We start from the raw sequence: 11,853 nt of genomic DNA, 5'->3' as shown, positions 1-11,853 counted from the left end.
GCCGGGCCAGGCCGCTCAGGCGGCGAGCTTGTCGCTGTTCCCGTTCGCGGCTTCCACCTGCGCCACTTCCTGGACCGCGTCCGGCTTGCCACCGCGCAGCCACCAGAACAGCACCGCCATCATGAAGGGGCCGATGAAAAGGCCGAGCACGCCCATCGTAGAGACGCCGCCCAGCAGGCCGAACAGCACCGCGAGGAAGGGCAGGTTGACGCGATGGCCGATCAGCTTCGGCCGGACGAACTTGTCCACCAGGAAGAGCTCGAAGGCGCCCCAGCAGAACAGGCCGAGCGCCGCGCCCGGATGCCCTTGCGCCAGCAGCAGCAGCGACACCATGCTGAAGGACAGCGGGGCGCCGCCGGGGATCAGGGCGAGGTAGCCGGTGATCACGCCCAGCAGCGCCGGCGCCGGCGCCCCCGCAACCCAGTAGGCGATGCCGAGCACGATGCCTTCCAGCAGCGCGACCGAGCACAAGCCGAGGGCGGTGCCCCGCACCGACAGCGGCAGCAGCCGGCGCAGCATCGGGTAGTAGGTCGGCGTTATCCGTTCACCTGCCTGGTCCACCGTGCGAACCACCGCCGGACCTTCCACGTACACGACGAACAGGGTCAGCAGCGCCAGGAACAGGTACAGGCCATTGGCGAGCAGGGTCGGACCGAGGGTGCGCACGGTGCTGGTGACATAGGGAAGCAGATCGCCGGCGGTGGTCTGGATCAGGGTCTGCAGTCCGCCCGGAACCGCCAGGTGGCGCTCCCACCAGGCCATGATCTGGGCGGCGACCAGCGGCAGCCGGTTGAGCCATTCCGGCGCGGGTATGCCGGTCTGGTTGAGCTGCCCGAGCAGGCGCTCGACGGCGGCGACCTCGGCGCCGAGGGTATGGAACAGGAAGATGGAGGGTCCGACGAAACTGACGATCAAGCCGCCCAGCAACGCTGTCGCACTGGCAAGCCGCGACCAGCCGCGCCGCAGCAGCGCCTCGTGCAGGGGCCAGGTGACGATCGCCAGCAGGGCCGCCCAGGCAAGTGAACCGAGGAAATGGCGGAGCAGGGCCGCCATGGAAATCGCGAACAGCAGCGGAAGGAGCAGGGAGACATAAGGCATGGTGCCCAATCTTCCAGTAAAACGAACGTCAGCGTCAACTTGGAAATAGCGGAAGATTGCTCAATCGAAAAGCACGAGCGCGTCCGTGGTATGGCGCTTGCTTGAAAGTCCGCCAGGTACAACCGCAACCAGGGGTTTGATGAATATGGTTACCACGGAAGAAATTATCAGAACCATGGTGGATTCCCTGTCCGAGGAAGCGAGCGACGAGGATCGCCGTCGTTACCGGGAGATCCTGCGCCGACTGGTACAAGCCGCGCAGGAGGAGCAGCTGCGCTCGATACAGGACGACTTCGAGACCGTGTTTCGCGTGATGGCGCCGCAGCAGAGCGGACCGCCCAGCCTGCACTAGGCGGTCATGGTCCGTGTAAAAACTGCCGGGCCGCCACTGCCGCCCGGCATGCGTCGCGCTGCTATTTCTTCACCAGCGGGCAGGTGGACTGCGCCAGGGGCTGGAAGGCCTTGTCGGCGGGGATCACCGCGACCTGCTTGTAGTAGTCCCATGGATAGCGCGATTCCGAAGGCTTCTTCACCTCGTACAGGTACATGTCGTGCACCATTCGGCCATCCTCCCGGATACGGCCGTTCTGCGCGAATACGTCGTTGACAGGCGTCTGCTTCATGCGCGACATGACGGCAGCCGTCTCGTCGCTGCCGGCCGCCTTCACTGCATTCAGGTAGTGCAGCACGGAGGAATAGAGCCCGGCCTGACTCATGTTCGGCATCTTCCTTGTCTTCTCGAAGAAGCGGCGCGCCCACTTGCGGGTTTCGTCATTGCGGTCCCAGTAGAAGCCGGTGGTGAGCAGCATCCCCTTCGCGGCGTCCAGGCCGAGGGTATGGATGTCGTTGATGTACACCAGCAGACCCGCCAGTCGCTGCTTGCCGTTCGCCGTCAGCTGGAATTCATGCGCGCCCTTGATCGCATTGATCGTGTCGCCTCCGGCGTTGGCCAGCCCGACCACCTTCGCGCCGGAGCTCTGGGCGCGCAGCAGGAAGGACGAGAAATCCGAGGCGTTCAGCGGGTGCCGCACCGCGCCCAGCACCTTGCCGCCGTTGGCGCTGATCACGTCGGTCGCATCCTTTTCCAGCGTGCTGCCGAAGGTATAGTCCGCCGTCAGGAAAAACCAGCTGTCGCCGCCGTTGGCGACCACCGCCCGCGCAGTCGAGTTGGCCAGGGCAAAGGTGTCGTAGGCATAGTGGACGGTGACCGCGGTGCAGGCATCGTTGGTCAGCCGCACCGAGCCGGGTCCGCTGAAGACGGCAATGCGGTTCTTCTCCTTGGCGATCGGGGCCACGGCCAGCGCCGGCCCGGAGGCGGCGACGTCGAGGATCGCGTCCACCTTGTCGCGGTCGTACCACTCACGCGCCTTGTTGGCCGCGATGTCGGCCTTGTTCTGATGGTCGGCATAAACCAGCTGGATGTTCTTGCCCAGCACCTTGCCGCCGAAATCATCGATCGCGAGCTGGGCCGCAGCCACGCTGCCGGGGCCGGTGATGTCCGCGTACAGGCTGGACATGTCGAGCAGCAGGCCGATCCGGACCGTGTCGTCCGATAGCTGGGCGTGGGCGCCTTGGGCGAACGCGAGGGAAAGGGCGAGGGTCAGTGCGGTCCTGGCAGCCGTTTTCTTCATGCTTGTCTCCTGGTCTTTGTTGTTGGAAGGACGTCGTGCGGCGTGGCGTTACACGGTGGCGATCGGCGTCACCGGGGAACCCACGGCTCCCGGCAGGCGCAGCGGCGGCGCGGTCAGCATGAAGCGGCTGCGACCCTGCGCATGCAGCCAGTCCGCCAGCGCGTGCAGGTACCAGAGTTCGCCAAGCGGAATGCCAAGCTTGAACAGGCAGTGATGGTGCAGCGGCAAAATCGATTTGCGGCCGTTCACCGCCACTGCCGGGTAGGCCTCCACCGCATAGTTGTCTGCGCAGATCGCGGCAATGCCGGAATCGGTGATCCATTGCAGGAGCCTGTCGTCGCGGCCGTTGAGCACGCTGCAGCTATGGTGAAGCACCTCCGGGTCGGGATTGCCGCCCATCTCCACCAGTCGCTCGGCGAATCCGGTCCGCAGCACCAGGAAATCGCCGCGCTCGACCTTGATGCCGCCGGCCTCCATGACCTCCTGCAGTTCGGCGAGGCCGACCAGCTTGCGTTCGTTGCCGTAGCGGCGGGCCAGGTCGACCAGCACCCCGCGTCCCTGCATGCCATGCTGCGCCATGTTCTCGATGCCGAGGGAATGGGCATAGGACAGGTGCGGACCGTCGCATCCGCATTCATGCTCGTGGCCATCGTCGCCATAGCGGACCGGGCCGCGCACGTCCGTGTCGGCGCGGAAGCCGTTGTAGTAGACCATCTCCTCGCGGCCGTCGCCGTCCGCGTCGAAGCGGGCGCCGACGTGCGCAAGCGAGTCCCACTGGGTCGAATACTGGAGCGAGATCAGCACCTGGTCGTCCGATACCACGTCGACGCTGTCGGCGTCGACCCTGGTCATCGGGAAATTCAGCATCGGCTTGCCATCACGCCAGGTCGGCTGCAGCTTGGGCGGATTGCGGCGCGGGTTGAGGAGGTTCCCGCCCGGCAGGTTGAGCGGCAGCGACAGGCAGAAGCTGCGGCCGGCGCGGACTTCCGCCGCCCCCTTGAGCACTTGCTCCGTACCGATCAGATTGACCCGGCCGAGCTGGTCGTCGGCGCCAAAGTCACCCCAGTTTGCGCCATCGGGGCGGTTCTTCCATCGCATGTCTGTCTCCTCCAGTGCTTGTTGTGTTTGCCTGCCGAACAGGCCGTCGCGGCGCGCTGCGAAAGCTCAAACACGCTAACCGCTGGCAACTGCGCGGTCAACGAAGCAAAACCGGGTTTCACAGTGAAAAACGATTCGATTTGCGTTTTCGCAGTTCCGCGCAGGGAAGCAGGGCGTTGACGCGGGACCTGTGCAGGCAAGGTATCATACTTCTCAAAAATAAAACCGGGTTTCGCGCTGCAAAACAAGCAGCGGGCATACGAGCCGGTCCGCCCGCTTCATCACAACAAGGAAAACAATGAGACATGCTCCCATCCGCACCGCAAGCCTGCTTGCCGCCATCACGGCCGCAGCAATCCTCGCCGCCTGCGGCACCGCGCCCGTTGGCAAGGCCGGCAGCCCGGCTGACGCCGCATCCGCCGCTGGCGCCAATGCCACCCGTGCCGCCAGTGCTGCGGCTCCCGGCGGCAACGATTATGCAAACGGCGACAACTGGCTCTGCCTGCCGGGCCGGACGGACGCCTGCGCCGTCGATCTGACCGCCGCGCTGTTCAAGCCGGGCGGCGTTCCCGCCGGCCGCGAGCCAGGACGCGCCAATCCCGCCGCGCCGGTCGACTGCTTCTATGTGTACCCGACCATCTCCAACGACCCGGGGGCCAACAGCGACATGCTCGCCGGTCCCGAGGAGCGGCGCACGGTCGAGCACCAGCTCGCGCGCTTCGGATCCGAATGCCGGCTGTTCGCGCCGGTCTACCGCCAGGTCACGATACAGGGCTTGCGCAGCCGGCTGACCGGCACGCCGATGGCGATCGATCCCCAGCTTGCGTACCGCGATGTGCTGGACGCCTGGAACCACTACCTGAAGCACCATAACCAGGGACGCGGCGTGGTGCTGATCGGCCATTCGCAGGGCGCGCGCATCCTGAGCGAACTGGTGCGGCAGCAGGTGGAAGGCAGGCCGGTGCAGAAGCAACTGGTCTCGGCGCTGCTGATTGGCACCAACATCACTGTGCCGCAGGGCCGGGACAGCGGCGGTACCTTCCGCGAACTGCCCTTGTGCCGGTCCGCCTCGCAGACCGGCTGCGTGATCGCGTACGTATCGTTCCGCGACAACCTCCCGCCGCCGGCCAGGAGCCTGTTCGGCCGCAGCAGCGACGCCAACGTCGTCGCCTGCACCAACCCCGCGGCCCTTGCCGGCGGGCGCGGCGTCCTCCGCTCCTACCTGCCGGTACGCACCAACCTCACCGGCCAGCCGCACGACAAGACGCGCTGGGCGGCACTGGCGCGCAATGCGGATGCGCCGTTCGCCAGCCCGGAAGCCATCGCCAGCGCCGAATGTCTGCAGCGCGACAATGCCTCCTGGCTCAACGTGAGCGTCAATCCGGCATATACCGGCGCCGGCATCGATATCGCCGGCGACCTGATGTTCGGCGACCGGATGCTGCAGGAGTGGGGGCTGCACCTGGTCGACGTCGAACTGGCGCAGGGCAGCCTCGTGGAAATCGTCCGGCAGCAGGCGCAGGCCTACGCCCGGGCCGCCCGCTGAGCCTTACTCCGCCATGATCTCGGCGGCGGCCCGCGCCGCGCCCTGGGCGCGGCGCAGGCTGTCGAAGGGTTCGTCGTAACCTTCTACCTCGCCGTCCTCGCCGACGAAGTAGGTCCACCAGCCGTCCTCGTCCTGGACGATGGCAATGTCGTTGTTGCCGCAGTGGTCGAGGATGCGCTCGCCCTCCTCGAGGGTGAATATCCTGATGCCGTGATGCGTGGTCTGGGTTGCCATTGTTTCTCCGGTTGATGCCGCTCCTGCGCATCCCTGCTGTGACATGCCGGCGCCCGTCGGGTTCGCGCATGCCGCGCCCTGTCTCGGTGCCGGCCTCAGTGCTTGCGCCAGGCGTGGGATGGCGCCGGGAACAGGAACTGGCGCCGCACAAGCGGCGGCACGTCCTGGGGTGGCAGTGCCTCGGACACCAGGTAGCCCTGGACCTCGTCGCAGTCCAGCGACTGCAGCGTCTGCAACTGCTCCGCCGTCTCCACCCCTTCCGCAACCACCGAGATGTCCAGCGCGTCCGCCATCGACACGATGGCCTTGAACAGGACCGCGCCCTCGTCGCTCTTGCCGAGCGCATTGGTGAATGCCTTGTCGACCTTCAGCACGTCCACGTCGAGCTGCTGCAGCTGTGCAAGCGAAGAATAACCGGTCCCGAAGTCGTCCACCGAGAGCTTGACGCCGAGGGTCCGCAGCGCAGCCAGTTCACGGCCGACCGAACCCCTGTCGATCACCGAGGATTCGGTGAGTTCGACCTCGAGCAGTTCCGGCGCCACCTGGTGCCGCGCGAGCGCGGCCGCAATGCACGCGCTGACTCCGCCTTCCTTGAGCTGCAGGCCGGAAACGTTCACGGACACCGGCACCCGGCCGACGCCGCGCCGGCGCCACTCGGCCAGTTGGGCGCACACCTTGTCGATCACCAGCTCGCCGAGGCGCACGATCATCCCGGTATCCTCCGCCAGCCCGATGAAGCAGTCCGGATAGACCAGTCCACGCTCCGGATGCTGCCAGCGCACCAGTGCCTCCAGGCTGGCAAGCCGGCCGGCGCGCGCGCTGACGCGGGGCTGGTAGTGGATCACGAACTGGTCCTTGGCGATGGCGTCGCGCAGCGCGTGCTCCTTGGCCAGCTTGAGGAACAGGGAGTCCGACAGTTGCGGCTGGTAGAGCTGGAAGCGGCCCTTGCCGGCGGCTTTCGCTGCGTACATCGCGATGTCCGCATGCCGCAGCAGTGTCTCGTCGTCGTCGCCATCCTCCGGGAACATGGCGATGCCGATCGATGCGCTGACATGCTGCTTGCCCGGGGCGTCGATGAGCAGGAACGGGTCGCCGATCGTGCGCACGATCTGCCTGGCGATGCGGGCCACATCCTCGCCGCTGCTGGGGTTTTCCAGGATGACGGTGAATTCGTCGCCGCCCAGCCGCACCACATGGTCCGCCGCGCGCACCACCGATTTCAGCCGTGCCGCGGCCTCCCGCAGCAACTCGTCGCCGGCTTCGTGCCCGAGGCTGTCGTTGACGTTCTTGAAGTTGTCGAGGTCGATGAACATCACCGCAAGGCGACGGTGCTGGCGCTGCGCGCGCTCGACCGCCTCCGGCATGAAACCGCCCAGCCAGTGGCGGTTCGGCAGGCGGGTGAGGGCATCGGTATTGGCCATCTGCGACAGCGCGAGTTCATGCTCCTTGGTGCGGGAGATGTCGCGCAAGGTGACCGCGACGCCATCCCCCGAGCGGACATAGCGGCGGTTGACCCAGGTCGCGCGCAAGGGGCTGATGTGGGGCACGCGGAACTCGTCCTCGTAGAAGCCGGTTTCCATCGTCTGCACGTAGAGATCCAGGATCTCATGCCGGTAGTCCGGGTGCAGCAGGTCGGACAGGCGCTTGCCCCGGACGTTGGCGACGTCCATGCCGAACAGCGCGGCGCCGTGCTCGTTGCAATCCTCGAACAGGAAATCGACGATTCTGCCGTCGCGTCCGTATATCGGCCGCGTCGTGTAGAAGCCTTCCTGCGCGGCATCGGTCGCGATGCGGAATGCGCGACGGGCGCCTTCCTCCCGCTGGCGGCGCCAGGACAGGCGCGCCGAGACCGCCATGCCCGTCAGCGTGAAAGCCACGATGCCGAGGCCGGCGAGCCGCATGATGTTGCGGTAGCTGTCGGCGACCCGTCGGTATGGCGCCAGCGCGTTGTGCTCGGCGATCGCGGCCATCGATACCAGCGGGTATTCCCGCAGCTTCATCCAGGCCACGATGCGGGCCTCGCCGTCATGGAACTTGGTGGCCGGCTCCAGCGTGGCGCCCTCCGCAGGCGCGAATGACGGCCCCTCCCGGTAGGAACGGACGCGGCCCGTGCCCACCTCGGTGTTGGCGATCAACGTGCCGTCCGGGAGCTGGACCGAGATGAAGTCGCCGGGACTGAGATTGCGCTCGTCATGGAAGGTCGTCAGGTAGGCGGGTTCCACCGATACCAGGGCGACACCGTCGAAATCCGGTCCGGCGTCGAGCCGGCGGGAAAAGCGCACCACCGGGCGGCCAAGGCGAAGGCCCTCGGTCGGCCTGTTGATCACCATGCCCCCGCTGTTATGCCGGCGGTGATACTGGAAGAAATCCGTATTGCTGAAATTGGCCTCGCGGCTTGTCGGCACGGTGGAGCTGAGGCTTTCGCCATCGCGGCTGACGATGGTTGCGTAGAGCAGCGCGGTGCGCGGATACAGGCCTTGCTCCTGCTGCTGCTGCAGGTCCAGCCGCGCGCCGGACTGTTCCCAGTCGAGCTTCAGGTTCAGCGTCAGCTGGTCGATCTGCTGCACCGTGCGCAACAATTGCGCCGCATAGGAGCGCGAGCGGGCAGAGGCCTGCTGGGTTGCGGCCTCCAGTGCCTCTGCTTTTTCATCGCGCAACCTTGCCGCCATGAAGGCCTCGAGCGCGATCCAGAGCAATATGCCGGCAACGGGCCAGAGCAGCGCCGGCGAGAAATGGCGATAGCGGGACAGGAATTGCTTCAGTCGGGCCGGCCATCGGCGTTGGGTTTCCATCTCCCACAGACACCAAATCGCCGCCGACAATCCATGCATGGCAGTTTTCACTTTTGTGCTGGCGCAAAGCAATGCAATGGGGCAGGGCCGCGAGGGTGAACATCGGCATGACCTCCTGGTCTACCCCGAAAGTGAAGCCGAGGTAGCGAAATGACGGAAGCCAGAAAAGGGCAGTTCGTCCGGATGATGACGCGCGAAGAGTTCCGGGACCGTTTTCACGGGAGCTTCGGCCATCCCCACTTCGGGCGTGTTGCCGATGCAATGAACCAGGTGGAGGAAGTGGCCTGGGACGTCTACATCAACAGCGGGAAGACCAAGGCCACCCACCCGGCCGGCCCCGGCTACGCCGATCCCGGGTACGAACTGTCCGACGAATGGCGTGAAACCCGGAAGCGCCTGCTGGCCGCGGAGGCCCGCCAGAAGGATCCCGCGACACCGCCACGCGTGCTCCTGATCTGCGGTGCCGACCGCAACGACGGCACCTGTCCCGGCGAGATGTCCAAGACCTTCCGGCTGACCAGGATCGCCGCCGAGGTGCTGGAGGCGCAGGGCGTCGAGGCCGACGTGCTGGACCTGAGCCGGCTCGTGTCCGACTACGACTGGCACATCCATCCCTGCAAGGGCTGCGTGTCGACCGCCATGCCCCTGTGCCACTGGCCCTGCAGCTGCTATCCGAACCATGCGCTGCGGCAGACCAACGACTGGATGGGCGAGATCTACGAGAAGTGGGTGGCGGCGCACGGCATCATCATTCTCACGCCGGTCTACTGGTACCAGTCGCCCAGCGCGCTCAAACTGATGATCGACCGGCTGGTCTGTGCCGACGGCGGCAATCCCGACCCGACCACCACCTCCGGCAAGGACACTGCCAAGGCAAAGGCGCTGGAGGAGGCCGGCTGGTCGTATCCGAAGCATCTCGCCGGAAGAACCTACGGTCTGGTCGTGCACGGCGACGTCGCCGGCATCGAGGGAAACCGCCGCGCACTGTCCGACTGGCTCGACTGGATGGGCCTGGTCGACGCCGGCACACAGGCGCGGCTCGATCGCTACATCGGTTACTACGATTCATATGCGCGCAGCCACGAGACGCTGGATCGCGATCTCGCGGTACAGGAGGAGGTACGCAACGTGGCGCGCGCCGTCTCCAATGCGGTGACGGCGCTGCGCGCCGACCGCCTCGCGGTGCCGGACCGCGACCTGCAACAGCCACGCCCGAAATAGCCCGCGCCCCATGTTGAAGGAAGAACAGGGGCAGGCTCCCCGCCGAGAAGAGCGCAAGCAAGGCGACCGCGACATGCATGCCGGAGCGGACGGCGAGGGCCGCCAGGTGATGCGCCGGGCCGCCCTGTTCGATACCGTCAGCCTGCTGTTCGTGCTCGCCGCCAGCATCATCTGGCTGGCCCCCAACGTACTGCTGCTGATCTTCGCCTGCATCCTGGTGGCGATCCTGCTGTACGACATGGGACGCAAGCTGCGCGAGTGGACCGGCGTTCCGCACTGGGCGGCCATGGTCATGGTGGTGGCGCTGCTGCTGCTCGTGATCGTCGGCGGGGGCTGGCTGATGGCACCGCAGATCGCGTCGCAGGCGACCGAACTGATGCAGGCCATACCGCTGTCGCTGCAGCAATTGCAGGAATCGATGGCGCGCCATCCGATGCTGGAGCAGGCGGTGCAGGGGATGCCGCCGCCCGAGGAGCTGGCGAAGAACATGGCATCGGTGCTCCCCAAGGCGGGCCTGCTGTTTTCCGGCGTGCTCGGCGTGCTGGGCAACGTCGCCATCATCGCCTTCGTCGGCATCTACCTGGCGGCGCAGCCCCGGCCCTATATCGACGGCATCGTCACGCTGGTGCCCCGCCGCAAGCGCGCCCGCGCGCGCGAGGTGTTGGACGAGCTTGGCCGCACCCTGGGCCAGTGGCTCGCAGGCAAGGCGGTCTCGATGCTGGTGGTCGGGGTGGTGACGACGGCCGGGCTCGCGCTGCTCGGCGTGCCGCTGGCGCTGGTGCTCGGGATCATTGCCGGCCTGCTGGACTTCGTGCCCTATGTCGGCCCCATTGTCGCCGGTGTTCCCGCCGTCCTGATTGCCTTTACCGAGAGCCCGGCGCTCGCCGGCTGGGTGGCCGTGCTGTTCCTCGCGATCCAGATCGCGGAGGGCTACCTGCTGATGCCGCTGATCGAGCGGCGCACCGTATCGCTGCCGCCGGCGCTCACCATCGTCGTCCAGGTGCTGCTGGGCGCCCTCTTCGGCATGGCGGGCGTGGCCCTCGCGACACCGCTCGCTGCAGTAGGCGCCGTCCTTGTCACCATGCTGTACGTGCAGGACATGCTCGGCGACCCGGTGAAAACACCGAGCGAGAAATAGGCCGTGGCGGTCGGCCAGGCCGCCGGAACCTTCGGGATCCATGCAGATCAGTTGTGGGCACCGCCTTGTTCAACCGATTTGCATGGAGCGCCTCATGGTCAATCCAATCCAGGTACAGAAATTCCTCAAGGGTATCGACTACCCCGCCAACAAATCCGCACTGATTGAAAACGCCAAGAAGATGGGTGCGGACGAAAACGTCTGCGCGGAGCTCGACCAGCTTCCGGACGAGGATTTCCAGACGCCGGCGGACGTCAGCCAGGCGCTGGGCAAGCTGCACTAGGGGCCCGGGCGGCGGTTCATGCGGCCGGCGCCCCCGCCTTCTTCAGATGCTGTTTGCCTCGCTTGAGCCCGTCGCCGCGGCCGCGGCTGTTGCACCGGTGCCGACCTTGATCGAACCGTCGGGCCGCTCATAGGTACCGATCAGGCAGCCGCTTGCAATCGCGCGTTCCTGTATGGCCTTCATCAGCGCGTCGCGCCCCGGCGTGCCGCTGAACGGCGGTCCTTCCTCCAGCGCGAACAGCTGGAACGCATAGCGATGCACGCCATGGCCGGGCGGCGGATCGGGAGGCAGCCACCCGGTGAGCAGATAGGAATTGCGGCCGACCTGGCCTTCCAGCTCCTTCGAGTCCAGCGCGCCCTCGGTCAGCGTGCTGTCGTGCGGCGGCAGGTCGACTGCGATGGCGTGCACCAGCGGCTGCGGCGTCGGTGCGTCGGCGTCTTCCACGATCAGCGCCAGCGAGACCGCCTCCACCGGCACCCCGGTCCACTCGAGCGGCGGCGAGGTGCCTTCGCCGTCCGCGGTGAAACGCGCCGGCATTGCCTCATGGTCGCCGAAGGCAAGGCTGGTGAGTTGCAGCGACGCGGTGCCGGCCCGCAGGTCGATCTGGTTGAAGGAGATTTTTTCGAGGCCGGCACGCCGGTGATGCAAGGCGTGGCCGATTGCGCTCGGGAGTTTTTCGAGCATGGGCGGTTCTCCTGCTGGTTGGGGTGCCCGGAATGGACAGATGACCGGCCGGCCCGGCGGACTGCATGACCCAGGGCATGGAAGACGGTATTGCCGACACGGTATCTGAGGCTGATTTGCCGCGGTGC

11 protein-coding genes are annotated in these 11,853 nt (G+C 66.5%); 5 read left to right on the top strand and 6 right to left on the bottom strand.

Features of this window, described 5'->3' with window-relative positions:
• Positions 1 to 15: 15 nt before the first annotated feature.
• Entirely contained in the window at positions 16 to 1,098 is a 1,083-nt protein-coding gene (locus tag VIM12_RS00855; protein ID WP_331939711.1) for an AI-2E family transporter, read from the bottom strand.
• A 175-nt stretch (positions 1,099 to 1,273) separates the two neighbouring features.
• On the opposite strand from VIM12_RS00855, the gene VIM12_RS00850 reads away from it, so the two are divergent.
• The gene (locus VIM12_RS00850; RefSeq protein ID WP_331939710.1) at positions 1,274 to 1,450 is read left to right on the top strand and encodes a hypothetical protein; all 177 of its coding nucleotides are present in this window, start codon (positions 1,274 to 1,276) and stop codon (positions 1,448 to 1,450) included.
• A gap of 61 nt (positions 1,451 to 1,511) precedes the next feature.
• Here the strand turns inward: VIM12_RS00850 and VIM12_RS00845 are convergent, their stop codons facing one another.
• Both VIM12_RS00845 and VIM12_RS00840 read right to left on the bottom strand, forming a co-directional pair.
• Positions 1,512 to 2,729, bottom strand: coding sequence for an ABC transporter substrate-binding protein (locus tag VIM12_RS00845; RefSeq protein ID WP_331939709.1), 1,218 nt, complete (start codon positions 2,727 to 2,729; stop codon positions 1,512 to 1,514).
• Positions 2,730 to 2,777: 48 nt separating this feature from the next.
• Positions 2,778 to 3,827: a cyclase family protein gene (locus VIM12_RS00840; protein ID WP_331939708.1), complete on the bottom strand. Its 1,050-nt coding sequence runs from the start codon at positions 3,825 to 3,827 to the stop codon at positions 2,778 to 2,780.
• A gap of 298 nt (positions 3,828 to 4,125) precedes the next feature.
• On the opposite strand from VIM12_RS00840, the gene VIM12_RS00835 reads away from it, so the two are divergent.
• On the top strand, positions 4,126 to 5,373 hold the full coding sequence (locus tag VIM12_RS00835) for a DUF3089 domain-containing protein (protein ID WP_331939707.1): 1,248 nt from the start codon (positions 4,126 to 4,128) through the stop codon (positions 5,371 to 5,373).
• 3 nt (positions 5,374 to 5,376) lie between these two features.
• On the opposite strand, the gene VIM12_RS00830 is transcribed toward VIM12_RS00835, so the two are convergent.
• Both VIM12_RS00830 and VIM12_RS00825 read right to left on the bottom strand, forming a co-directional pair.
• Positions 5,377 to 5,607 (bottom strand): hypothetical protein, encoded by a 231-nt coding sequence (locus tag VIM12_RS00830; RefSeq protein ID WP_331939706.1) that lies wholly within the window; start codon positions 5,605 to 5,607, stop codon positions 5,377 to 5,379.
• Between the two features lie 95 nt (positions 5,608 to 5,702).
• Positions 5,703 to 8,399 (bottom strand): bifunctional diguanylate cyclase/phosphodiesterase, encoded by a 2,697-nt coding sequence (locus VIM12_RS00825; protein WP_331939705.1) that lies wholly within the window; start codon positions 8,397 to 8,399, stop codon positions 5,703 to 5,705.
• A 150-nt stretch (positions 8,400 to 8,549) separates the two neighbouring features.
• Between VIM12_RS00825 and VIM12_RS00820 the strand changes: the two genes are divergently transcribed.
• From VIM12_RS00820 to VIM12_RS00810, 3 genes are all read left to right on the top strand, one after another.
• The gene (locus VIM12_RS00820) at positions 8,550 to 9,620 is read left to right on the top strand and encodes a flavodoxin family protein (protein ID WP_331939704.1); all 1,071 of its coding nucleotides are present in this window, start codon (positions 8,550 to 8,552) and stop codon (positions 9,618 to 9,620) included.
• A gap of 10 nt (positions 9,621 to 9,630) precedes the next feature.
• Entirely contained in the window at positions 9,631 to 10,758 is a 1,128-nt protein-coding gene (locus VIM12_RS00815) for an AI-2E family transporter (RefSeq protein ID WP_331939703.1), read from the top strand.
• A 94-nt stretch (positions 10,759 to 10,852) separates the two neighbouring features.
• Complete coding sequence (locus VIM12_RS00810) at positions 10,853 to 11,041, top strand: DUF2795 domain-containing protein (RefSeq protein ID WP_331939702.1); 189 nt, start codon at positions 10,853 to 10,855, stop codon at positions 11,039 to 11,041.
• A 42-nt stretch (positions 11,042 to 11,083) separates the two neighbouring features.
• Here the strand turns inward: VIM12_RS00810 and VIM12_RS00805 are convergent, their stop codons facing one another.
• Positions 11,084 to 11,725, bottom strand: a complete 642-nt coding sequence (locus VIM12_RS00805; protein ID WP_331939701.1) for a YbhB/YbcL family Raf kinase inhibitor-like protein — start codon at positions 11,723 to 11,725, stop codon at positions 11,084 to 11,086.
• Between the last annotated feature and the right edge of the window lie 128 nt (positions 11,726 to 11,853).

The organism is Noviherbaspirillum sp. (assembly GCF_036563305.1).
Taxonomy (GTDB): Bacteria; Pseudomonadota; Gammaproteobacteria; order Burkholderiales; family Burkholderiaceae_D; genus Noviherbaspirillum.
This window is presented reverse-complemented; position numbering and strand designations above follow the sequence as displayed.